The sequence below is a fragment of the Verrucosispora sp. FIM060022 genome, assembly GCF_003977705.1.
GTDB lineage: Bacteria > Actinomycetota > Actinomycetes > Mycobacteriales > Micromonosporaceae > Micromonospora > Micromonospora gifhornensis.
The window spans coordinates 912,182-934,892 of sequence record NZ_RQIV01000001.1 but is presented as its reverse complement, the minus strand read 5'-3'; the positions used below and the strand labels follow the sequence as shown (position 1 = coordinate 934,892).

At 72.1% G+C, this 22,711-nt stretch carries 25 protein-coding genes and 1 pseudogene; 8 read left to right on the top strand and 18 right to left on the bottom strand.

The genetic code is table 11. The features are described 5' to 3' along the window. Nucleotides 1-31: 31 nt before the first annotated feature. Entirely contained in the window at nt 32-253 is a 222-nt protein-coding gene (locus EG812_RS04050) for a DUF8847 domain-containing protein (RefSeq protein ID WP_013734430.1), read from the bottom strand. A 155-nt stretch (nt 254-408) separates the two neighbouring features. Here EG812_RS04050 and EG812_RS04045 point away from each other — a divergent pair, with 155 nt between their 5' ends. From EG812_RS04045 to EG812_RS04035, 3 genes are all read left to right on the top strand, one after another. Continuing rightward, nucleotides 409-1,350 (top strand): serine/threonine-protein kinase, encoded by a 942-nt coding sequence (locus tag EG812_RS04045; protein WP_013734431.1) that lies wholly within the window; start codon nt 409-411, stop codon nt 1,348-1,350. Between the two features lie 58 nt (nt 1,351-1,408). After that, a complete protein-coding gene (locus EG812_RS04040; protein ID WP_013734432.1) occupies nt 1,409-1,831 on the top strand; it encodes an OsmC family protein in 423 nt (140 codons plus the stop codon). Nucleotides 1,832-2,111: 280 nt separating this feature from the next. Continuing rightward, nucleotides 2,112-2,987 carry a hypothetical protein gene (locus EG812_RS04035; protein WP_013734433.1) on the top strand — a complete coding sequence of 292 codons (876 nt, stop codon included), beginning with the start codon at nt 2,112-2,114 and terminating at the stop codon, nt 2,985-2,987. Nucleotides 2,988-2,993: 6 nt separating this feature from the next. Here the strand turns inward: EG812_RS04035 and EG812_RS04030 are convergent, their stop codons facing one another. The 4 genes from EG812_RS04030 to EG812_RS04015 form a co-directional block, all read right to left on the bottom strand. Beyond that, nucleotides 2,994-3,446 carry a response regulator gene (locus EG812_RS04030; RefSeq protein WP_013734434.1) on the bottom strand — a complete coding sequence of 151 codons (453 nt, stop codon included), beginning with the start codon at nt 3,444-3,446 and terminating at the stop codon, nt 2,994-2,996. 54 nt (nt 3,447-3,500) lie between these two features. Beyond that, nucleotides 3,501-3,854: an STAS domain-containing protein gene (locus tag EG812_RS04025; RefSeq protein WP_013734435.1), complete on the bottom strand. Its 354-nt coding sequence runs from the start codon at nt 3,852-3,854 to the stop codon at nt 3,501-3,503. 77 nt (nt 3,855-3,931) lie between these two features. Next, a complete protein-coding gene (locus EG812_RS04020) occupies nt 3,932-4,990 on the bottom strand; it encodes a cobalamin B12-binding domain-containing protein (protein WP_013734436.1) in 1,059 nt (352 codons plus the stop codon). Next, complete coding sequence (locus tag EG812_RS04015) at nt 4,987-6,717, bottom strand: PP2C family protein-serine/threonine phosphatase (RefSeq protein WP_126710772.1); 1,731 nt, start codon at nt 6,715-6,717, stop codon at nt 4,987-4,989. Before EG812_RS04015 ends, EG812_RS04020 begins: the two co-directional genes overlap by 4 nt. 246 nt (nt 6,718-6,963) lie before the next feature. Between EG812_RS04015 and EG812_RS04010 the strand changes: the two genes are divergently transcribed. Both EG812_RS04010 and EG812_RS04005 read left to right on the top strand, forming a co-directional pair. Then, nucleotides 6,964-7,320, top strand: a complete 357-nt coding sequence (locus EG812_RS04010) for an STAS domain-containing protein (RefSeq protein ID WP_199743800.1) — start codon at nt 6,964-6,966, stop codon at nt 7,318-7,320. Nucleotides 7,321-7,419: 99 nt separating this feature from the next. Next, the gene (locus EG812_RS04005) at nt 7,420-7,764 is read left to right on the top strand and encodes an STAS domain-containing protein (RefSeq protein WP_126710770.1); all 345 of its coding nucleotides are present in this window, start codon (nt 7,420-7,422) and stop codon (nt 7,762-7,764) included. 58 nt (nt 7,765-7,822) lie between these two features. On the opposite strand, the gene EG812_RS04000 is transcribed toward EG812_RS04005, so the two are convergent. Beyond that, nucleotides 7,823-8,116 carry a hypothetical protein gene (locus tag EG812_RS04000; protein WP_102656401.1) on the bottom strand — a complete coding sequence of 98 codons (294 nt, stop codon included), beginning with the start codon at nt 8,114-8,116 and terminating at the stop codon, nt 7,823-7,825. A gap of 208 nt (nt 8,117-8,324) precedes the next feature. On the opposite strand from EG812_RS04000, the gene EG812_RS03995 reads away from it, so the two are divergent. Continuing rightward, nucleotides 8,325-9,305, top strand: coding sequence for a 4a-hydroxytetrahydrobiopterin dehydratase (locus EG812_RS03995; protein WP_126710769.1), 981 nt, complete (start codon nt 8,325-8,327; stop codon nt 9,303-9,305). Nucleotides 9,306-9,426: 121 nt separating this feature from the next. Here the strand turns inward: EG812_RS03995 and EG812_RS03990 are convergent, their stop codons facing one another. From EG812_RS03990 to EG812_RS03970, 5 genes are all read right to left on the bottom strand, one after another. After that, nucleotides 9,427-10,728, bottom strand: coding sequence for an NAD(P)/FAD-dependent oxidoreductase (locus EG812_RS03990; RefSeq protein WP_043721240.1), 1,302 nt, complete (start codon nt 10,726-10,728; stop codon nt 9,427-9,429). Between the two features lie 50 nt (nt 10,729-10,778). Next, a complete protein-coding gene (locus EG812_RS03985) occupies nt 10,779-11,063 on the bottom strand; it encodes a DUF6510 family protein (RefSeq protein WP_013734443.1) in 285 nt (94 codons plus the stop codon). 55 nt (nt 11,064-11,118) lie between these two features. Next, on the bottom strand, nt 11,119-11,841 hold the full coding sequence (locus tag EG812_RS03980) for a ferredoxin reductase (protein WP_013734444.1): 723 nt from the start codon (nt 11,839-11,841) through the stop codon (nt 11,119-11,121). 8 nt (nt 11,842-11,849) lie between these two features. After that, nucleotides 11,850-12,440, bottom strand: a complete 591-nt coding sequence (locus EG812_RS03975) for a sulfite oxidase-like oxidoreductase (protein ID WP_199743822.1) — start codon at nt 12,438-12,440, stop codon at nt 11,850-11,852. 74 nt (nt 12,441-12,514) lie between these two features. Continuing rightward, entirely contained in the window at nt 12,515-13,531 is a 1,017-nt protein-coding gene (locus EG812_RS03970) for a TerC/Alx family metal homeostasis membrane protein (protein WP_013734446.1), read from the bottom strand. A gap of 223 nt (nt 13,532-13,754) precedes the next feature. Here EG812_RS03970 and EG812_RS03965 point away from each other — a divergent pair, with 223 nt between their 5' ends. Beyond that, on the top strand, nt 13,755-14,921 hold the full coding sequence (locus EG812_RS03965; RefSeq protein ID WP_126710767.1) for a CaiB/BaiF CoA transferase family protein: 1,167 nt from the start codon (nt 13,755-13,757) through the stop codon (nt 14,919-14,921). 46 nt (nt 14,922-14,967) lie between these two features. On the opposite strand, the gene EG812_RS03960 is transcribed toward EG812_RS03965, so the two are convergent. Then, nucleotides 14,968-15,378, bottom strand: coding sequence for a DUF2267 domain-containing protein (locus EG812_RS03960; RefSeq protein ID WP_126710766.1), 411 nt, complete (start codon nt 15,376-15,378; stop codon nt 14,968-14,970). Between the two features lie 141 nt (nt 15,379-15,519). Between EG812_RS03960 and EG812_RS03955 the strand changes: the two genes are divergently transcribed. Further along, on the top strand, nt 15,520-15,792 hold the full coding sequence (locus EG812_RS03955) for a DUF2795 domain-containing protein (protein ID WP_013734449.1): 273 nt from the start codon (nt 15,520-15,522) through the stop codon (nt 15,790-15,792). A 221-nt stretch (nt 15,793-16,013) separates the two neighbouring features. Here the strand turns inward: EG812_RS03955 and EG812_RS03950 are convergent. From EG812_RS03950 to EG812_RS03925, 6 genes and pseudogenes are all read right to left on the bottom strand, one after another. After that, a pseudogene (locus EG812_RS03950) lies at nt 16,014-16,677 on the bottom strand (hypothetical protein). A 48-nt stretch (nt 16,678-16,725) separates the two neighbouring features. After that, nucleotides 16,726-17,697, bottom strand: coding sequence for a pirin family protein (locus tag EG812_RS03945; RefSeq protein WP_013734451.1), 972 nt, complete (start codon nt 17,695-17,697; stop codon nt 16,726-16,728). Between the two features lie 50 nt (nt 17,698-17,747). Then, the gene (locus EG812_RS03940) at nt 17,748-18,665 is read right to left on the bottom strand and encodes a hypothetical protein (RefSeq protein WP_126710765.1); all 918 of its coding nucleotides are present in this window, start codon (nt 18,663-18,665) and stop codon (nt 17,748-17,750) included. Nucleotides 18,666-18,829: 164 nt separating this feature from the next. After that, the gene (locus EG812_RS03935; RefSeq protein WP_013734453.1) at nt 18,830-19,465 is read right to left on the bottom strand and encodes a hypothetical protein; all 636 of its coding nucleotides are present in this window, start codon (nt 19,463-19,465) and stop codon (nt 18,830-18,832) included. 13 nt (nt 19,466-19,478) lie between these two features. Next, entirely contained in the window at nt 19,479-21,173 is a 1,695-nt protein-coding gene (locus EG812_RS03930) for a DUF4012 domain-containing protein (protein WP_233579368.1), read from the bottom strand. A 168-nt stretch (nt 21,174-21,341) separates the two neighbouring features. Next, nucleotides 21,342-22,601 (bottom strand): glycosyltransferase family 4 protein, encoded by a 1,260-nt coding sequence (locus tag EG812_RS03925; RefSeq protein WP_013734455.1) that lies wholly within the window; start codon nt 22,599-22,601, stop codon nt 21,342-21,344. Between the last annotated feature and the right edge of the window lie 110 nt (nt 22,602-22,711).

Genomic DNA, 22,711 nt, shown 5'->3' with positions numbered 1-22,711 from the left:
ACTCTGTGAGCCAGCTGTGCGTACCGGTGGGTCATTCGGTCACCCCGACCGGGTCGGTGCGCACGTAGCGCATCGTCCAGACCGTGCCGTCGGGCCGCTGGCGGGCGTAGAGGTGGTCGGCGGCCGGCGTGGGCGCCGCCTCCGGTCGCCGCAGCACCCACAGGCGGGGCGGAGCACCGTCGGGGCCGGCCGGTAGCTCCCGAACCAGGTCGTGGGCCGGGCCACCGACAAAACGTACGGTCACCTCACTCATCACCCGTATCCCTCCAGACTCCCTGGTATCGCGCTCCCGGCTCGCACGCTAACGCACCGACCGCGATCTCAGGCCGGTTTGCCCTGATCGGCGGCGGGGTACGGGTGCCGAAGCCGCCGGTGAGGCGGGCGCGAGGCGAGGGCAAGGGGCGGTCGATGAGAACGCTGGACGGGCGGTACCGGCTCGAACAGCGCATCGGTGTCGGCGGCATGTCGGAGGTCTGGCGGGCCCACGACACGGTGCTGGACCGGCCGGTGGCGGTCAAGCTGGTGTCCCCGGATCAGCCGGACGGCACGGTGTCGGTGGAACGGATCCGGGCCGAGGCGCGGTCCGCCGCCCGGTTGGCGCATCCCAACATCGCCAGCGTGCACGACTTCGGCACCTGCGCCACCATTCCCGGCCGGGAGACGCCCTACCTGGTGATGGAGCTGGTGCAGGGCGAGACGCTCGCCGCCCACCTGCGCGCCGGCCCGCTGGACTGGCGCATCGCGGTGCGGGTGTGCGCGGAGGTGAGCGCCGCCCTGGCCGCCGCGCACGGGCACGGCATCGTGCACCGCGACGTCAAACCGGCAAACGTCATGCTCACGCCGACCGGGGTCAAGGTGCTCGACTTCGGCATCGCCACGCCCGCCGGGACCGCCGACACCGCCGGCGAGGGCATGGTCGTCGGTACGCCGGCCTACCTGGCCCCGGAACAGCTGCGCCGGGCGCCCAGCACGCCGGCGGCCGACATGTACGCCCTCGGCGTACTGCTCTACTACTGCCTGACCGGGCGACTGCCGTACACCGCCGACAGTGTCACCCAGCTGCTCGGGCCGCAGCGGCGGCAGCCGCCGCAGCCGCTGCCCGAGGTGCCCGGGCTGCCCGCCGAGGTGGCCGAGATGTGTCGGCGCTGCCTCGCCGAGGAACCACTGCTGCGGCCGAGCAGCCTGGTCGCGGCGCTGCTGCTGGCCGAGGTGGTGGACGCCCGGGTGTACGTGCCGATGCACGAGCCGCTGCTGCCGCGACAGCGCGCGGTGAGCCCGTGGACGGAGCAGGCGGCCGCCGAGGCCACCGAGGCGGTGGTCGGGGCCCAGTGGAGCCGGCAGGGCGGGTGACTTCGGTTTCACCGGGGCGGCGTCGGGTAGCCGGGCGGTGAGTGACGGGAGGAACGCGATGCCGAGTTCCTGGCTGAACGAGGTTGCCGCCGCGACCGCCGAGGGCGGTCACATTCACACCGACGACGAGGCGCTGTCCACCACCCTCGCCTCACCGCTGGCACCACACAGCACGGGGCTGACCCCCTCGCAGCTGCTCGCCGCCGCGTACGCGTCCTGCCTGCACCATGCCGCGGTGGAGGCGGCCGGCGGGATCACCGACGAGGCCCACACCGTGCAGGTACGCGCGGAGGCCAAGCTGGGTCGCGACGACGACGGGCGGTACCGGGCCGACGTGCACGCCTCGATCTCCTCGGTCGGTCTGAGCCGTGAGCAGCTCGCCGAACTGGTCGAGCACGCCGACCGGCTGTGGCCGTTCTCCCGCGACGACGGCGGCCGCCACCGGCTCACCGTCACCCCGGCCGAGAACGGGCGACACTAGGCAGTCATCGTCAGGGCGGCCGAGGCGGCCGCCCTGGGGGGCCGATAACAGGGTCGACCGTTCGGTGGATGCCGACCAATGCGGTCAAGACCTCGACCATGATCACCTTTTCCTGCCGGTTTCCGATGACATTCCGGTCATGGCGGAAATGGCAGGTTGCTGCTGATCGTCGGCTATCGACGCCGCTGAGGGGAATCACCCGGCCGTTAGCCGCAAAATGTGACTCATGCCATCAAGCCACCCGGATGGCATGGCGCCGAGACCTCTCTAACCTCGGCGGATGCACCCCGACGACGACTTCGACCAGAAGCTGCCCCCACAGCAACAGGCAAGCCAGTCGGCCGATGGTTCATCACCCGAAAGGGTGACCGGCCGGCATCGCGCCGCGATTGCGCCCCGTCGCGGCATCGCCGCCGCACTGGGCGGCACCGGGCTGCGGGTGGCCCTGGCCACCGGCGTGGCCTGCTGCCTCGGCGTGACCGCGGTGGCGGTGGCATCGACCCGCGACACCGACGAAGCTCCCCGCCCTCAGGTGGCCGAGGCCGTGGCCGACCGCGTGCTGGCCGCCGAGGACGGTGCCGCCTCCCGATCCCTGGAACGCACCAGCCCCTCCCCCACACCGTCGAGCAGTCCCAGCCCGTCCGCCTCTCCCACCGCCAAGCCGTCCGCCACCCCGAAGCCGAAGAAGACGACGGCCAAGCCGACGAAACCACCCCGCCCCAGGCCGGTCGCCGGGCTGACCCAGGCGCAGATGGACAACGCCAAGGTGATCGTGGATGTCGGCGTCGACATGAAGATCCCGCGCAAGGGCCTGGTCGTCGCCGTCGCCACCGCGATGCAGGAGAGCACCCTGCTCAACTACGCCAGCGGTGTGCTGCCCGAGTCGCAGAACTACCCCCACCAGGCCATCGGCTGGGATCACGACTCGGTCGGGCTGTTCCAGCAACGCCCGAGCAGCGGCTGGGGCACCGTCCGCGACCTGATGCGTCCCGCGTACTCGGCCCGCGCCTTCTACGAGGCCCTGCTGGAAGTGCCCGGCTGGGAGCAGATGAGCCTGACCCTGGCCGCGCAGGCCGTGCAGATCTCCGCCTTCCCGTACGCGTACGCCCAGCACGAGGAGCGGGCGAACACCATCGTCGCCGCACTCCTGAGCTAGGACGGGTCAGGGGCGCTGCTTGGGCAGCACGACCACCCGGCCGAAGAACTCGTCGATGCGGTGCACCACGTCGTTGAAGTCGTCGAGGTCGATCGGCTTGGTGACGTACGCGTTGGCCTGCAGGGTGTAGCTGCTGATGATGTCCGTGTCCGCGTTCGACGTGGTCAGTACGACGATCGGAATGGTGCGCAGATCCGCGTCGCCCTTCACCTCGCCCAGCACCTGACGCCCGTCCATCCGGGGCATGTTGAGGTCGAGCAGGATCACGTCCGGGCGGTGCGCGTCGGTGTGCCGGCCCTCGCGGCGCAGGAACTCCATCGCCTCCTGACCGTCGCCGACCACGTCGATGACCTTGTCGACGTCGGAGGCGGAGAGCGCCTCCTCGATCATGAGCACGTCACCCGGGTCGTCGTCCACGACGAGGATGCGAACCGGGTCAAGGGTACGAGCGGCCATCATTACCTGCCTCAGGTCGGCGAGGACGGGATCTGCGATCCTATGCTGGCGGGGAATCTAGCCCATTCCGACACGGTCGTCCGGTCCCGGGTCGGCAGATCCGTACCCGAGCACATCAGCCAGGCCGGTCACCTTGAGCACCCGTTCCACCCGACCGGTCGCGCCGGTGATCCGCAGCCAACCGCCCTGCTCGGCAGCGCGGTTGTCGCCGCGTACGAAGACGGCGATCCCGGTCGAGTCACAGAACGTCAGCTCGGCCAGGTCGATCAACAACCGTCGCTGCCCGGCGGCGGCCAACCGGTCGATCGCCTCGTTCAACTCGGGGGCGCTGCTCATGTCGAGCTCGCCGGCGAGACGGAGGCGGGCCGGTCCGCCACCGTCACGATCGGCGTACGTGACGGTGAACGCCACGACAATCCCCTCTCGCCGCACGGGACGAATGCTTGCAGTGCGGCAAGTATAGTGCGTGCCACACGGCGGGCGGCATTTTACGCCTCCGACGGAAGGGGCCGACGCCCTGCCGCCGGCAGCGACGCGCCACCGGCTCGCAGGTACGCTCCGGCGCGCGGAAAGTCGTGCAGCACGCCCGCGTAGTGCCGCAACGTCGCACCCACCGCGGCGGCCGGCACTCCTCGACTGGCCAGAATGGTCACCAGCCACTCGACGAACTCGGTGAACAACGAGCCGTCGTCGACGTAGAGCGCGGCGGCGAGGAAGTCCAGGATGTAGCCGAGATCGCTGACCGTCGAGTCGAACTGGGCCGGGGTGTAGTCGCCGAAGCCCGGCATCCGCTGCGCCAGGTCGGCCAGCGCGCTGTCGATCAGTTCGCCACGTCGACCGACCAGGCCGGCGTACTCGTCGTCGGCGAGGTGGGCCAGGTCGGCCGGCGCCACGGCCCGCAGCACCCGCTCGTCGCCGAGCAGGTCGGCGGCGGTGGGACCGTCCGGCGCCCAGGCCACTCCGAGGCGACGCGCCCAGCGGCCGTCCGCGCCGAAACCCCGGCCGCCGACCACGACCGGCACGTCCGAACGCTGACACGCCTCGATCATCCGGTGGGCCTGGGGCAGGCGCATCGGCAGCGCGCAGGCCAACGCGACCGCGTACGCGTCGTGCCGGTGCAGGTACGACACCAGATGCGCGGCAGGCACGCTGGCCCCCAGGAAGGTCACCTGCCAGCCCCGCAGCCGCAGCACCTCGGCGACCAGCCGCGCCGGCAGGGCGTGCCACTCACCGTCCATACAGGCCACCACGATCCGACCGCGGTCGCCTCGGGGATTGGCGTACGCGGCGATGGCCGCCACCACCCGCTCGCTGACGTGCGTGGCCGCGTGTTCCTGGGCCACACTCCACTCGTTGCGCGCCCACCGCTCCCCCACCTCGGCCTGCGCCGGTGCGACCAGATCCAGCAGCACCCGGTCGGCAGGCACGCCCGCGTCGAGCAGTTCCCGGGCCACCTCGACGGCGGCCGGTTCGTCGGCTTCGGCGAGGCAGTGCAGATAGCGCGGGTAGAGCGCTGCGGGAGAGATGCCCGTCGTCGCCATGGTCACGAGGTCGTCGCCCCTTCCCGCACCACCGGAGTCGGAGTGGGCACCGCGTGCAGGTGCCGGTGTGGCCGGGTGCCGGTGGCACGCAGCGCCAGCACCGCGATGTCGTCGTGGTCGCGCTGGGCCAGCCAGTCGCAGGTGATCTGCTCGACCCGTTCGGCGAGCGCCGGCGCCGGCATCCGCTGGCAGCCGGTCAACGCCTGCATCAGGCGCTCGGTGCCGAGTTGCTCCGCGCCCCGGCGACCGCCGCGTGCCTCGGTCACCCCGTCGCTGTAGAGCAGACAGGTCTCGCCGGGGGCGAGCCGGGTGGAAACCTGGCTGACCCGTGGGTCCGGGACCACCCCGATGAGCATCCCGTTGAGCGGGAGCTGTTCCACCTCACCGGAGGACCGCACCACCAGCGGAGGCAGGTGGCCTCCGCCGGCCAGCGTCAACACCAGGCCGCCGTCACGGTGCGGCCGGACCACACCCAGCACCATCGTGGCGAACCGGCCCTGCCCGTGCGCCAGGGTGCTCTCCAGCAGCGCGTCGTTGAGCAGCCGCAGCAACCGGGCCGGCTGCGCCTCGATGCGGTGCAGCGCATGCAGGCACTGGCGCAGCTGGCCGGTGAAGACGGCGGCCTCCACCCCCTTGCCCGAGACGTCGCCGAGAAAGAACACCGAGCCACCGTCGGGCAACCGGTGGGAGCCGTAGAAGTCGCCGCCGATGCGCAGACCGGCCTGCGCCGGCCGGTACGCCGTGCCCCACTGCACGCCCGGCACCTCCGCCGGCTCCACCGGCAGCAGGCTCGCCTGCAACGTGTCGGCCACCTCGGCCTGGTTGCGGTAGAGCAGGGCGGTGGTCAACGCCGCGCCGGCCCGGTCGGCGAAGGCCCGCAGCAGGTCGAGATCGTCGTCGGTGTACCAGTGGGCCGCCGGCCGGGCCACCAGCAACACGCCCACCGGCGCGTCCCGACCGGGCAACGCCACCAGTCGGACACTGGCGTCGGCGGCGTCGATGCCGGGCAGCCAGCCCGCTTCGACGGCCTGTTCGGCGAGCCAGTCGACGGTGTGCGGCTGCACACCGTGCAGGCTGTCGATGACGGCTGCGGGCAGCTCCGCCGCGGCCAGCACACCCCGGTCCAGAGTGGGCAGATCGTCCTCGGCCCGGCGGGCTCGCCACCACCGGGCCCGCCCGGAGCGGGGTGCCAGGATCAGCACGGCCGCCTCGGCCAGCGTCGGCAGGGCGAGCCGCACCACGGCAGCGGCGGCGCGGTCGGGGTGCAACGGGTTGCCGAGTTTCTCCCCCACCACGGCCAGGAACGCCGAGCGGGCGCGTTCGGCCGCCAACTCGTCGGCCGGGCCGCTGTCTTCGCTGACGTCCTCGACGTACCAGCAGGTCGGGCCGGCGGAGAGCGGCACCCGCCGGACCCGCAGCCGACGTCCGTTGCGCACGATCTCGGCGGTCGAGCCGTCCAGTGCGTCGAATACGGCGCAGGAACCACCCACGACGATCTCCGGAAGCAGCCGCTGCGCGACCGGGCTCACCTGCCACACCACGCCGTCCGGGCCGCACAGCACCAGCCCTTCCCGGAGGTGCTCGACGATCTCCGGCCAGCCGGCGAACTCCGACGAATCGATGGTGGGCGGGGCGGCGGTGGACGCGGCAGGACTCCACGCCGGGGCCTGCGGGGCACTCGGCGTGAACCGTCCGTCGCCGGGGTCGATGTCCCTGACGTCGGCACCAGTCACCAGGTGAGCCCCACTCCTTCTCGATGCCGCACCCGCGCGCCGCGGTGTGCCTGGTCGCGTTCCGTCACCAGGGTACGCCGGTGTCGGCGCACCGCCAGTCGAGCGACGCTCCGACGCTACCGGCCGCCCCTCAGTCAGGGCGACGACGAGGTTGTTACGATCCGGACGCCCCTGCCCGCCCGCCAGCCGCGGAAGGCGTGATCGTTGCTGTCCCACGGTCGAAGGCCCGAGACCACGCCACTGAGCGTGATCGTCGACCGGTCCGATCCCGACATGCCGGTGATTCGGGTGGGCGGCGATCTCGCCTACACCACCGCGAGCCCGCTGCGTTCGGAGATCGACCGGGAACTGCAGGCCGGTCCCGCCACGCTCGTGCTCGACTTCGCCAACCTCCAGTTCATCGACAGCACCGGGCTCAGCATCATCGTGCACACCTGGCGTGAAGGCCTGCGCGACGGCGTGACCCTGCGGCTGCGCGCGGTGCCTCGGTTCCTGGAGACCATCTTGGACATGACCGGGGTCACCAACCTGCTCGCCCGCTCGACGACCGGCGACGCGCCGCTCGGCACCGAGCCGGACGGACAACCCACGGTCACCGCCTGAACGATCCGCATGGTCGGCGGAACGCCGGCCCGTTCGCGTGGCGGTGAATCGCGCACCCCCGCGACTTGCGTTCCGCGGCGGGGCTGGGAGCATGGAGGCATGTCCTCCCAGCTGTTGGCCATCGAGGTCAGCCGGTTCGATGTCGGACGTGCGGAGCTGCGGCTCACCGGTGACCTGGACTTCGACAGCGCTCCGGAACTGATCAGCGCCGTCGAGAAGCTACGCCGGGACGGCTACCGGCACCTCCTCATCGACCTGGCCGGAGTGGCGATCTGCGACTCCTCAGGTCTGAGTGCGCTCGTAGTGGCCCACCGGGGCGGTCCGGTCCCGATCCGGCTGGTCGGCATCAACCCCAACCTCCGACAACTGCTCGACCGCACCGGTCTGGCCGAGTTGCTCCAGGTCTCGCCCGCCGACGGCGGCGACGCGCAGGCCGCCGGCTGACACCGGCGTCGGGGGTGCCCCCGACCCTGGGACCAGGGGCCGGGGGCCGGAGGATGGCTCAGGGCGCCGTCACGACCGATCCGGCACGACGGGCCTCGGGCATCGGCTCCGCGTCGTCGGGCGGGCCCGAATCCGGCGTCTGGAACAGATAGCGGACGAACTCCGCATCTGTTCCGCCGTCACCGGGCCACTGTCCCGCGCAGTCGACGCCGATCACCTCACGTCCGGTGCCGTCGGCATCTTCCAGCAGCGCCCACAGACTCACCGGATAGCAGCGGGTGTTCTCGGGGGCCAGTCGCCAGCGGGCGTACCAGCCGGGCCGAGCCGGGACGATCTCGACAATCCGCTTCATCATGACCTGCCCTTCCGCCGTGCCTCGGAAGATCTCCGGTCCGCTGCGATCATCGACGCCGGTCGGGTGAGCGGCCCTCACCCGGCCGGGATGAAGCGTGCCTGCCCGCGCCGTCTTGCGATCCGGGCCGATCGTTTCGTTCCCGGTAGCGGTGGGAAGGCCACCGACGAAGCCCGAAGCAGCACACCAGCGGAAGCGAGGTGTCAGCATGCGCAAGCAGATGGAGGGCGACAACCAGCGGCGGCGGGCGCTGGCCCGGCAGGCCCGTGAACGCGGCCGGCAGGCCGCCGACACGGGCGCCAGCCTGAGCGCGTCGAAGCAACTCACCCATCTCGACCAGTCCCGACGGTCCGGCCCACCGGCGGCCGGTCAGCGCCACAAACCGAACACCACGCGAGGTGGTCCCGCTCCGCCGTCGGCCGGTGTCCCGCAGACCAGCCGACCGCTGCCCGAGGCGGGCGTGGGCAACCCCGGCGTCACCACCATGGGCTACCAGGATCTCGTCGCGGACGTCGGCCGGCGAGCCGGCGTCGACTTCCGCACCGCGAAGGTGGGTGTGGAGTCGACGGTGCTCGTGCTGGCCTGGGCGCTGGGCACGGCCGAGCGTCAACGTCTGCTGGCGGCGGTGCCGGCGTCGCTGCACGACGTCGTGCCGGTCGACGGCATCGAACGGCGCGAGGATCTGCCCGGCTTCCTGTCCGAGGTGGGGCGGATCAGCGGCCGCAGTCCTGAGCAGGCCCGTTACCAGGCCGAGGCCACCCTCGCGGCGCTCGCCGAGCGCGACGGGGACCTGGTCGAGTCGCTGCACGTGCCGGACCAGTTGCGGGAACTGCTGGAACCGATGGCCGTCGGCGGTGGCCTGGTCGGCGCCAGTAGCGCCACCGCGCCGCTGACCGGCTCGGAACTGGCCGCCGCGCTCGATGCTCTGCCGTACTGGTCGGGCGACGACGACGTGCTGACACGCACCCTTGAGCTGCCGTCGGACAATCTCGACCGGGTGCTGGACCGGCTCGACCAACTCCGCGTCCAGACCGGTCGGGGGCCGCGTATCGGCCGGGCGGACCCGACCACGGCGGTGCTCACCGTCCGCACCGGTAATGCCGGTGGGGTGACCGCGCTGGATGTCGATCTGGCCCACACGATCGACGCCGCCATCGACGAGGCGGGCGCGGGCCTGAACGCCGGCTGAGCCGGCGTCCGGCCGGATCGAGCGGGCCGGTGAGGCGGGCAGCAGGAACGAGGCCGGTGGGCACCCCGTCCACCGGCCTCGTGGCCTGTCCGTTCTGATCACCGCACCGGTCCGTACCGGCTCAGTGCGCCCAGGCGGGCACCTCCGGCGAGGTGCTCTCCAGCGGCACCGCATCGGCCGGCACGAGGCCCAGTTGGGCCGCCGAGCGGGGCAGCGCCGCGTCCAGCACCCAGTCGGCGCTCACCCTGGCCCGGTTGCCGGGCATGGCCAGCAGGTGGTAGCCGCGGGTGACCGCCTTCGCCGGCAGGCCGGACAACGGCACGTTGAGCGGGTTGGCCGCGGCCTGCTTGCCGCCCAGATCGACCACCCAGCCCAGGTCGTGGTGCTTGTACGGGCGACGACGGCCCTGACCGTAGGAGGCGGCGATGTTGTGCGCGGCGAGCCGGCCCTGGCGCTGGGCGTGCTGCGCGGTCATGGTGCAGATCTCGCCCGGCCGGGTCAGATCCGGCACCGCGGCGGCGTCACCGCAGGCGTACACCTCGGGGAAGCCGGGGACGTTGAGGTACTCGTCGACGACCAACCGCCCCTTCTCGGTACGCAGACCCAACTGCGCCACGAACGGGTCGGGGCGTACCCCGACGCACCAGACCAGCGAGCAGGTGGGCACGTACTCCCCATCGGTGAGCTTGACGCCGTCGGCGGTCGCCACCGCGACGGAGGTGCCCATCCGGACATCCACACCGCGTCGACGCAGCACCCGGTCCGCGGTGCGCGACATCCGCCGGTCCAACTCGGGCAGCACCCGCGGCGCGACGTCCAGCAGCATCCACTTCGGGCGGATCTTCAACCGGGGTCGCTGGCTGGCGAGTTCATCGGTGAAGAGCTGCCCGTGCGCGGCCACCTCCGTACCGGTGTAGCCGGCACCGACCACGACGAAGGTCGACCGGGCCTGCTGCTCGGCCGGGTCCGTCGCCTGCTCGGCCAGCTCGATCTGCCGGATCACGTGGTCGTGCAGGTACAGCGCCTCGGGCAGGCCGCGGAAGCCGTGCGCGTACTCGGTCACCCCGGGGATCGGCAGAAGCTTGTTGACGCTGCCGACGGAGAGGATCAGCCGGTCGTACGCCAGCCGGTTACGGTCCCCCTCGGGCTGGGTGAAGCCGACCCACCGGTTCTGCAGATCGACGTGATCGGCCTCGCCGATGACCACGCGGACGTCGCCCAGCGTGCCGGTCAGCGGCACGGCGATCCGGCCGGGCTCCACCACACCCGCCGCCACCTCGGGCAGGAGAGGCAGATACAGGAAATAGTCGGTCGAGTTGAGCAGGACGATCTCGGCCCGGCCGCGGGCCAGCCGGCTCAGCGTCTTCGCCGCGTGGTAACCGGCGAACCCGGCTCCCACGATCACCACACGAGGTTTCGTCATCTCGGACCGGTTCCCGTGGATGACTGAGACAAACGTCCACGCCGGCCCGGTCACCCTCCGGCGGACACCTGCGGCAGCGGCAGCTGGAGCAGGGCGGTCCCGCGCAGGTCCAGGAAGGCTCGGTCCGGCGCGCGGACCAGTCGCATCATCACCTCGGCGCAGGTCGGGCAGCGCACCACGAGCCCCGGTGCGTGCGAGTAGACCCGCAGGGCGGCGACCGGGCCGGTGGTGCCGCAGTGGGCGCATCGGCCGGTGGCCGTGCTCACGTCGACCGCGAACACCTCCCCCAACGGGCCGTCGAGCATGTTGCCGTCGACGTACGGCAGCGTGGTCATACCGGGCCTCCTTCACTCAGCCGCTCGGGCGGCACTCAGCCGGTCGGGTACTTCCTCAGCCGGTCGGGCCGAAGCGTTCGGTCCGCACCAGGCGGGCCGGGTGTCCCAACCCGACGAGCAGGTCGGCGACGGTCTCCACGAACCCGGTGGGGCCGCAGACGTACACCCGGGGTTCCAGCTCCGGCGGCCAGCCGTGGGTGTTGACGTCGGCGAGGCCGATCCGGTGCGGCCGGTCCGGCCACTGCTCGGGCGCCTCACGGGTGTAGACGTACGCCACGTCGAGGCCGGCATCGTCACGGACCCGCTGCCGCAACTCCTCGGCGTAGAACACGTCGTCCGGGGTGCGTACGGAATAGATCAACCGGAACGGGACGCGGCTGCCCGCCGCCCGGCGGGCCCGGATCATGGCCATCAGCGGCACCACGCCCGACCCGCCGGCGACCAGCAGCACCGGTTCGGTCTGCTGCGGTCGCCAGATGAACCAACCGCCCAGCGGCCCACGAACCTCCACCGGGTCGCCCACCTGATAGCCGTCCACCAGGAACGGCGACACCTCGCCGTCGGGCACCCGCTGCACGGTCACCTCGATCCGGTCGCCGTCGGCGGGACCGGCCAGGGAGTACGAGCGGGCCGCCTGGTAGCCGTCGGGGGCGGTGAGGCGGATGTCGACGTGTTGGCCGGGCAGGTGGCCGGGCCAGTCCGGCACCTCGAGCACCAGGGTCTGCGCGGTCGCCGTCTCGACCCGGCGGCTGACCAGCCGAGCCGGCTGCCAGCGCATCCGCGCGCTCAATCGCCCTGGTACCGCTGCTCACGCCACGGGTCACCGTAGTCGTGATAGCCGGCGGTCTCCCAGAACCCGGGGGTGTCCTCGTGGCCCAGGTGGATGCCGCGCACCCACTTGGCGGACTTCCAGAAGTAGAGGTGCGGCACCAGCAGCCGGGCCGGACCGCCGTGTTCGGCGGGGAGGTCCTCCCCGTCGAAGGTGTGCACCAGCCAGGCCTGCCCGTCGAGCAGGTCGTCAAGCGGCAGGTTGGTGGTGTAGCCGCCGTAGCAGTGCGCCAGGGCGTAGTCGGCGGCGGTGTCCACGTCTTCGAAGAGGGTGTCCAGCGACACCCCCTGCCAACTGGTGCCGAGCTTCGACCAGCGGGTGACGCAGTGGATGTCGACGGTCGGCGTCTGTTGAGGCAGCGCCATCATCTGGTCCCAGCTCCACCGGTGCTCGGTGCCGGCCTCGGTGGTGATGACGAACTCCCAGGTGTCACGCGGCACCTTCGGCGTGGGACCGGCGGAGAGCACGGGGAAGTCCGGTGTCAGGTACTGCCCGGGCGGCAGATCCGGGGCAGCGGAACGCGGCCGACCCGAGAAGCCCGGCGTGATGATTCCCACCGCTCAGTCCTACCACGCCCGAAAGTACGCCGGGCCTGCTTCGCAGGCCGGCCCGGCGTGTCCGGTCACCGTCGTTCGGTGACGACCTCCTTCGACCCGGGTACGACGTTGCGGGTGGCCCGCAGGCTGGTGATGGTGACGATGATCAGCACGGCGACGATGACCATCAGGGATATCTCGGTGGGGATGATCGGGACGCTCTCCCAGATGCCGTGCGCCCAGTGCAGGCCGAGCTTGACGCCGATGAAGGCCAGGATGATCGCCAGACCGTAGCTGAGATGCACCAGCCGGCTCAGCGCCGCGTGCAGCACGAAGTACAGCGCCCGCAGGCCGAGCAGGGCGAAGGCGTTGGTGGCGAAGACGAGGTACGGGTCCTCGGTGATGCCGTAGACCGCGGGCACCGAGTCGACGGCGAAGACCACGTCGGTGGCGAGGACCGCCACCACCACCAGCGCGAGCGGAGTCAACGCCCGGCGACCGTCGACCCGGACGGTCATCTTGGTGCCGTGGTACTCGTTGACCACCGGCATGAACCGGCGCAACAGGCGCACCGAGCGCATGTTGGCGATGTCGACGCTCTGCTCGTGGCCGGTAAAGGCGTCCCGGAGCAGTTTGGCCGCGGTGAACAGCAGGATCAGCGCGAAAATCAGGAAGGCGAAGTCGAGCGTCTGCAGCGCCGCCGCGCCGAGGGCGATGAAGATGCCGCGCAGCACCAGCGCACCGGCGATGCCGAACAGCAGCACCCGCTGAGCGAGCACGCTCGGCACCGCGAAGGCGGCCAGCAGCAGCATGAAGACGAAGAGGTTGTCGACCGACAGCGACTTCTCGACCAGGTAGCCGGCGAGGTAGTCGATGCCCTCCCGCCTGCCGTACTGGGACCAGACCCAGGCGCCGAAGGCCAGCGGCAGGGCTATGTAGAAGGCGGACCAGCCGAGTGCTTCCTTCAGCGACACCTCGTGCGGGCGCCGGGTCACCACGAAGTCGAGCACCAGCAGCGCGATGACTCCGGCAATGGTGATCGCCCAGAGCGAGGGCGTGCCGATTGACTGCAAACCGGCAGCTACGTACGACATTTCGGACATTTGGGGCCTCCTCGAACACCGTGTCATGTTCGAGGTCTCCTTCACCCACGGAATCGTGGGCAACCACCCGAGGCGCACCCTGGGCACGCCGTACTGACCGGTATGGTTCGTGGGAAGTACTCCCCTCGTCCCGACAAGGTTAGGACAGCCCGAACCGGCCCGCCAGGCGGGGCGGGCGGGTCGCGTCACACCGGCGCGGAAGCGAGCCCTTATCGTGACCGAGATGACCGCTGAGCTGCCGACCGGCCCGTTGACAGGCGTACGCGTCATCGAGCTGGCCGGCATCGGACCCGGCCCCTTCGCCGCGATGATGCTCGCCGATCTCGGCGCCGATGTGATCCGGGTGGACCGGGTCGGCGACGTGGACCCGAGCGGCTTCGGCACCCCGCACCCGGACCTGCTCAACCGGGGGCGTCGCTCGATCGCCGTGGACCTCCGGTCGACCGACGGCCGGGAGGTGGCGCTGGCCCTGATCGGCGACGCCGACGCCCTGATCGAGGGTTTCCGCCCGGGCGTGACCGAACGGCTCGGCCTCGGCCCGGCCGACTGCCACGCGGTCAACCCGCGACTGGTGTACGGCCGGATGACCGGCTGGGGGCAGGACGGCCCGTACGCGCCGTACGCCGGACACGACATCACCTACCTGGCCCTGACCGGTGTCCTGCACGGCATCGGCCGGGCCGCAGAGCCGCCGGTGCCCCCGCTCAACCTGCTCGGCGACTTCGGCGGCGGCGGCATGATGCTGGCCCTGGGCGTCGTGGCCGCGCTGTACGCGGTACGCGGCGGCGCGGCCGGTCAGGTGGTCGACGCGGCGATCGTGGACGGCGTCGCGGTGCTCAGCACCCAGATTCACGCGCTGCGCCGGCTGGGCATGTGGCAGGACCCTCGGGGGGTGAACCTGCTCGACGGCGGCGCCCCGTTCTACGACAGCTACGAGTGCGCCGACGGCCGGTACATCGCCGTCGGCGCGTTGGAGCCGAAGTTCTACGACGAACTGGTCCGTCGCACCGGTTTCCCGCTGCCGCCCGACGAGGCGCCCGACCGCACCGACCCGGCGAACTGGCCGGCCCTGCGGGCTGCCTGGGCGCGGCTGTTCCGCACCCGGCCCCGGGACGAGTGGGCGGCCCTGCTCGCCGCCTCCGACTCCTGCCTGGCACCGGTGCTCGACTGGCAGGAAGCACCGGAGCACCCGCAGCTGGCCGCCCGGCGGACCTTCGTCGTCCACGACGGGGTACGCCAACCGGCACCGGCCCCCCGGTTCTCCGGCAGCCCCACCGCGGTACGTCGACCACCACCGTGGCCCGGTGAACACACCGACGAGGTGCTCGACGAGATCGGCTACCCGGCGGACCAGGTGGCGCAACTGCGGGCCGCCGGCACGGTCGGCTGAGCCCGCCCTGCCCGGCATCGTGCCGCCGTGACGTGCCGGCCGTCGGTCAGCGGCGGCGCAGGGTGGCGCCGGGGGCCATCGCGGGCTCGACGATGTCGCGGTAGTCGCGGGGCAGTTGCACGACCAGCTCGTCGAACTCGCCGCCGGTCACCGCCTCACGGATGGTGATGAACACCGCGCTGATCACGTCGCGGGCCGCCGACTCGTCGATCTGGGCGCGCAGCGCCACCCGGGCGACGAACTCGCCGGCGCCGAAGCGCTCCGCCGCCTCGGTGGCGGGTGTCGGTCGCAGCGGCAGCCGCAGCGGCTCGGGCAGTTGAACGGCCAGATCCAGCACCTCGCCACCGGTCAACCGGTCGGCGAGCGTCGCCAGGGTGGCCTCGATCAGCTCCACCGCCCGCTGCGAGGACGTGCTGGTGCGCTGGGCGACCTGATCGACGAACGTGTCGTAGTTCATCGCGTACCCCCTCGCCGCACGGTTACCCGCGGCGACGCGCCGGAAACGGCTGCCGGTTTTCCCGCTTGCGGCGCGTGACACCGGCTCGGCCGGGTAACCGCGCCCGGTCGTGGCGGATCGAAGCCGGGAGGAGCCGACACCATGGCGAGTTACGCCGACGTACTGCACTACCTGTCCAGTTTGGACTATCCCGCCGGCAAGGACGACGTGCTGCGGGAGGCCGAGCGGGAGGGAGCTCCGCCGGACGTGCTGCGTGCCCTGCGCGCGTTGCCACCGGTGGACTATGCCAACGGCCCGGAGGTGGCCCGCTCGGCGGGCATCGAGGCAGCTCCCGAGGTGGACGACGCACAGCGCGCCGCCGCCGGCCGGGACAAGCGTCATCAGCGGGTCTCGCAACACCTGCGCAGCATCTGAAACCGGCGGCGCGGCGGCCGGAGCGTCAGGAGGGCGCCCCGGCCACGAACCGCGACCGGCGGCGCCCCTGAGTAGCCACCTGCCCTGGTGGTGTCCCGTCCGAACCGGTCGGGACCACCAGGCGGCCCACAGATCACCCGAACCGGGTGACTGCTGCTACCGCGAGAATCATACGACACGCATCAGCCGAACGGTCAGCAGGGGGTCGTCGAACGAATATCTCACGCGGGCAGCTCCGCGTACCGGCGCTCCAGGTCGATCCGGGCCAACGCCCCGACCAGCCAGGCCAGCCGTTCCGACTCGCCACCGCCGGCCAGCACGGCGAGATCCTCGGCGGACCGGCCCAGCTTGAGCCGGCGGGCCGCGGCCAACGCCCGCCGGTCGGCCACCGGCGCCACCTCGCCCCACAGCGCCTGGACCTCGCGCAGGAAGAGTTCGACGACCGCGGCGTCCACCCCGGGGAGCGCGGGTGAGCAACTCCCGCTCGCGGTCCGGGTCGTACCCGGCGGCGGAGCGCAGCCGCCGCAGGTCGCCCCGATACCGCTGCACCACGGTACGGGCCAGGTCACCCAGCAGGTCGGCCAGCGCGTCGACGTCACCGCGTTGACCGCGCTCGCGCAGCACCCGGACCAGGTCCTCGTGCAGTGCCCGGGCCAACCGGGCGGCGCTGTCCCACCCGGCGTCCGGCAGTGCGTGCGCGCTGTCCAGGGCCCGCCGGTAGTCGCCGCGGCGAGCCAGCAGGATCGCGAGGCAGAGCAGCTGGAACAGGCTGGCCGGATTGTTTGTCACCCGGAAGCCGTACTGCTCGGCGAAACCTCGACCGCTGCCGGCCAGCCGCCGTACCAGACGCTTCTTGTCCTCGATGGTGGACGTCGCCGTTGCCATGCCGGCTACTACCCGCGCCCGGGCCGCTCACGCCTGCGGTGCAGCCGGTCAGTCCCGCCAGCCGCCGGCCCGGTCCCGGGCCTTGAGGCGGACCGTCGGCAGGGCCGGCGCGGGCAGCGGGGGATCCGGGTCCTCGGCGACCGTGCCGAACCGGCGGCCGGCCATCCAGTCCTCGCGGGCGGCGTGGATCTCCTCGTGGTTGCGACCGACGAAGTTCCACCACATCACCAGCGGCTCCTCGAAGGGGGTGCCGCCGAGCAGCATCAGCCGGGTGCCCGCCGCGCCGCGCAGGGTGAACTCGGTGCGTCCCGTGCCCAGCCAGAGCAGGGCCCCCGGGGCGACCCGTACGCCGTCGACCTCCGCCGCGCCGTCGAGGGCCAGCAGGGCGTACTCGAAGTCGGGCCGCAACGGCAGGCCGACCGGCTCGGTGCCGGCCAGTTCCAGCTGCGCGCCGACCAGCGGGGTGTGCACCCGGGCGGGTGACCGTTCACCCTCCAACTCCCCGACCAGCAGCGTCACGTCCAGCGCCCGGTCGCGCCAGCGGGGCAGCTGCGCGTGGTGGGCGAAGTCGGCCGGGCCGGAGCGGGCCGGGTCCGGCAGCGCCACCCACAGCTGCACGCCGTGCATCAGCGGCGGATGGTCGGCCGGCGACCGCTCGGAGTGGGCGATGCCGTGGCCGGAGGTCATCACGTTGAGCTGCCCCGGACGGATCGGTTGGACGCTGCCGAGGCTGTCCCGGTGCAGGATCTCACCGTCGAGCAGCCAGGTCACGGTCTGCAGGCCGGTGTGCGGGTGCGGCGGCACCTCCATGCCGGGGCGCTGTGCCACGTCGTCGGGGCCGAAATGGTCGACGAAACACCAGGCGCCCACCATCCGCCGGGTGCGTTGCGGCAGCAGTCGCCGGACCGTGGTGTAGCGGCCCAGGGGTACGTCGTGGCCGGGCAGCAGGACGCTGCCGGGATCGACGGTCGCCACCCCGGGCGGTCGGGTCTGCGCCGGCATCGACTCGGTAGGCTCCACGAGCCGACTCTACGCCGACCCACCTCGTCCTCGACGTGGCCCGACCGGCGTCACCCCCGGCGCACGGTGACCAGGTGTGCCCCGGCGACCAGGTCCAGGAAGACCCGGTCGACCGAGCGATCCCACTCCGGCGAGCCGAGCACCGTCCCCGCCGGAACCCCGTCGCGGCGCTCGTCGTACACCTGCACGTCGCCGGCCCCGGCGTTGGCCCGTACCCGCACCGGCGTGCCACCGGCGACCGTGACGTCGAAGACGTTCACCCCACCGGTCACGCGCACCACGGCCGTGCCTCGCGTGCGGGGCAGCCGCAGTTCGGTACGGGTGGCACCACCGGCGAACTCCACATCGGACAGCCGACCCCCGGTCAGATCGAGTCGGCGTTCGGTGGTGCCACCGGTGATCCGTACCTGCCAGGTCACCCGGGCGTTGAGCAGCACCTCCACCTCCCCCGGCCCGTCCGCGAGCTGTTGCATCCGCAGCCGGAGCCGGTCGGCGGTCAACTCCGGGCGGGGCCGCGCGTCGGATTCGGCCGGGCTGGTGATGCGGTACAGCTCCTGGCCCAGGTCCGCCATCCGCAGCTCGAATCGGGTCACGCCGTCGACCAACTCGAAGGTGGCGCGTTCCCGGCCGGCCAGCGGCGCCGTCCGAACCTCCTCGGAGGTCTGCGCCGCCGCGCGGGCCGCGCCACCGAGCCCACCCGAGGATTCGGCGGTGACCTGCGGCTGAGGGCCTTCGCCGGTGAACACCCGACCGAGCCGGTGTGGATCGGACAGGATCACCACCACCGCGCTCGCGCCGAGCCCCAGCACCAGCACCGCGGCGGCGGCCAGCAGCCGCGCCCCGGCCGAGAAGGTCCGCCCGGCATCGCCGGACTCCGCGTCGCTCACGGCCGGATCAGCCGGTCGTCCGGCCACCGGCGCCGGCTGCAGGGTTGTCGGACAGTCCGCGCCCTGCGGTTGCTCGCCCATGCCACGTCCCCTTCCACGGTCCCCTACCAGCAGACACGCAGCAGAGGGCTGGTCGGATCAGCCAACGGCGAGGTCGAATGTCGCACAGCCGACGGCCGATGCCCGCCGGAGAGGTCCGACGGGCACCGGCTACGGCGCGTCCGGGCGCTGCCCGGAGTGCGGGATCAGCGTGCGCCACCCGCCCCGAAGCGGTTGCGCCGCCGCCAGAGCATCGCGCCGAGCAGCATCACACCGCCCGCCGCGACGAGGCCACCGCCGACCTTCATCGGGGTGCCCAGGCTGCTGCCGGTGACCGGCAGGTGCGGCTTCTTCTTGTGCAGCACCCGCAGCTCGGTCGAGGCGCTGCGGTCCGACTCGCGCCCGGTGGCGGTGAAGGTGAGCAGACCGGTCACCCTCGGCGTGTACCGCCGGGTGAAGACGCCGGCGGCGTTCGTCCGGGCGGTGAAGCGGTCGACTGCGGCCGCCTGGAAGGCCACCGGTGTCATGGCGACCGTGCTGCCGTCGCTGCGACGTGCGGTGCCGGCCGCGGGCGCGGCGAGCGGCTGGGCCGTGACCACGATGTCGACCGTCTCGTTCGGCCCGAAGTTGCGGCCGGTGAGGATCACCGTCTCGCCGAGGAAGATGGTCGGCCGGTTCACCGTCAGCGTCGTCACCAGGTTCGGCGGGTACGGCGGTGGTTGAGGCGGATCGGTGACGGTGGGCGATGGCGACGGCTGCGGCTGCGCCGCCCCCGCCACGGCCGGCACGGCCACTACGGCCAGACCGACCGTGAGCGCCATGATGATGCGGGATAGCCGCATTTCTCGTTCCCTCCTACTGTGAACAGCTAGGTGCGGTAACAACTTGGGTGGTCCATGGGGTAGCCGTCGGGGTCAGCCACAGCTCGGCATCTCCGCTGTCCGTCTTGCCGGTGAGCAGGGAGACCTCCAGGGTCTTGCTCCCGCCCGGGCCGATCTCGACGTTCACGGTGGCCACCTGCCGACGCCGTTCGGTGCCGGTGGCCGTCACGGTCTCGTCCCCGTCGAGACGGATGTCGAGCACCGCCCCGCCGGCCGGCGCGTACACCGAGACCAGGGTCCGGACGGTGTACGGGTCCCCCGATCTGGCCAGACCGAGGACCGAGTCGCTGAGCCCGGAGGACGGTGCGGTGGAGCGCATCGTCACCCGCAGGCTCAGTTCGCGGCGGCCCTCGCCCTGGCATTCACCGACCGCCAGGTCGGCGCTCTGCCGGAGGTAGTAGCCGAGCTTCGCGCCGCTGCCGTCGTTGAGGAAGACGCCGACCGTCGGCACCGCGTCCTGTTCCGGAAGCGTCCCGGCCATCCGACTGTCGCCGAACGTCCGCTGTTCCTCCGGACGGGCACTCCAGAACAATATCCGGCGTTCTGTCACAGAACGGTCAAATGCCGATAGCAACCCACTCGGGGGAATCTTCCGCTCAAACAGGGCGTCGAATACGGAGCCGGCAGCGGCGGCGAAGAAGGCGTCCTGCTCGGCCGGTTCCATCCGCTGGTAGGTGTCGCTGAGCAGCGTCTTCACCGCGTTGTCGGCGGTCAACTCGACCCCGGCGGGCACCCGGACCGGGCCGGTCACCCGCAACAGGTACGACAGCGCCACCGGATCCACGGCGAGCACCCCGTCGACCGTGTCCTGCGCGCTACGGCGGTACATGTCGCGGTACAGCGCGGCAGCGGTCGGGAAGTGCGGGCTCAGGTTGACGTCGGCGGGATAGATGCCGGGCAGTTCGCCCCAGAGGGACCTCACCTCGGTCGGCACCTTTAGCGGTTTGGCGAAGGACCCGAGGCCCGCCGAACTGCCCTGAGAGCCCATCCTGAGCCGACCCTTGTTCGCCTCGATCAGGGCGTACGCACCGAACATGCCCCCGGTCGCGCGCAACTCGGCGAGGTTCTGCGACACCAGCAGATAGCGGCGTGGGCCGTCGGCCCCGAGCAACGGCGGCAGCAGCCGGCCGGCCCGGTCCGCGGCGGAGGTCAGGTCGGCGAGCCGGTCGATCTCGCCCCGCAGCCGGACCACCGCCTCGCGGACCTGGCCGATCAGCCGATCGTCGCGAATGGCGAGCAGGTCCGACCGGGTGCGCCGTACCGATGCGTCGACCTCGGCCAGTTGGGTGGCGACAGCCTGCAGGTCGGCGACGTCCAGCCGGCCCTCGCGGGGCACCAGGCCGCCGAGGTCGACCTCCAGCAGCGCCGGAAAGGCCTGCCGGGCCAGGTCGTCGATGGCGATGGAGATCTGCCGTACGGCCGAGAGGTTGGCACCGGCGTACGGCACCTGCCGGCCCAGCCACCAGCCGGGGTCGCCGGTGGCCCGGCGGGCCGCGCCCGACTGCTCCTGCAACGCGGCGAGCGTGCGCTGCGCGCGGGCGGTGTCCCCGCCGACCAGGTGGCTGCTCAACTCGCTGGCCAGGCCGGCGGCGTTGACCAGGTGGGCCCGGGCCTGCCAGGCCCGGAACCCCACCCAACCGCCGAGCGTGAGCACCAACGAGGTGACCACCAGCGAGGTGAGTAGGACGCGACGCAGTCGGGCACGCCGCCGTCGGCGGGATCGACTCCGCCGCCGACGCGGACTTTCACTGTCCGTCACACTTACCTCACTCCCAGCGATTTGGACAGAAGGCACCATAGTTCTAACAGCTAGTGACCGTTTTGCGACGTTAATCGCTCATTCAGCCCGAATGAGCTTTGGCTTCGACAGATCCGCTCCACCACGGGAACCGCCCACCGCGGCCTCCCGCAGGAGTCGCTCGATCCGATCAACGCCCCCGGGCAGCGACATCTCCCGCAGATACGCCTCCCGGCCGCGGCGGCCCATCTCAGCTCGCGCGGGCGGGGGTATCTGCGCGGCGAGCCAGAACCGGTCCGCCAGGCTGGCCCAGTCCTCCGGCGGGCAGGACAGTCCCGCCCGGGCTCGTTCCACGAGCGTGGCGGTGTCGCCGCCGGCCGAGGCCACCACAGGTGCCGCGCAGGACAGGGCCGCCGGGAGCTTGTCCGGCACGGTGCTGCGCAGCGCCGGCAGGTCCCGCAGCATGACCAGCTGATAGTCGGCGGCCGCGTACAGCTCCGGCATGTCCAACGGCGAACGCCGGTCGACGAAGCGGATGTTGTCGGCGCGCAGCTCGGCGGCGAGCCCCCGCACCCGCCGCTCGTGCGCACCCGAGCCCACCAGGACCAGATCGATGGTGTTCTGCAGCGCTGCCGCCGCCCGTACCGCCGTCTCCAGCCCCTGCCGCGCGCCGATGGTGCCGGCGTGCATCACCACGCACCGCTCGTCGCGGCGGACCAGTCCCCGTGCGGCCGAGCCGGCCGGCGCGGGCCGGAAGATCCGCTCGTCGGTCCAGTTGAGCACCACCTCGACCCGGGCCTCATCGGCGCCGACCGCGACCACCGCGTCACGCAACGACGGCGTGCTCACCGCGATCGCGCTGGCCGCCTGGTAGGTCCTGGTCATGGCGGCGCGTACCCGGGCCGCCCAACGGCCGTCGTCGGTGTCGTCCGGCGCCTGCTCCGCCCACACGTCCGGCACGTGCAGCACGACCGGTATCCGGCCGAGCAGCCGCAGCAGCGTCGCCGAGGCGAACGCCGTCGCCGGCGGTTGATGGACGTAGAGGACGTCCACGTCGGCGAGGTAGCGTCGCCCGACCAGCCCGGCGCTGGCGGCGAAGGAGAGCCAGGACGCCATCCGGGGTCGGACACCCCCGTCACCCGTGCTGTAGCGGGGCACCCGGCGTACGGTCAGGTTGCGGCTGCGGGTCTCGTGCCGCCAGCGCTGCCGCCAGCCCGGGTAGACGTGACCGCCGGGATAGTCCGGAAACCCGGTGAGCACCCGCACCTCGTGGCCGCGCGCGGCCAGTTCCTCGGCCAGGCTGCCCGGGATGAACGCGGGCTCGGGCGGAAAGTGGTAGCTCAGGATGCCGATACGCACCGGGACACCCCCGCCCCCGCCCGATCCGGCGCGGCGTCCGCGACGAGGGGCACCGCTGCTGCGTACGATGCCGGCAACCCCTCCTGGGACGGGTGCCGGTGGCGGCCGTC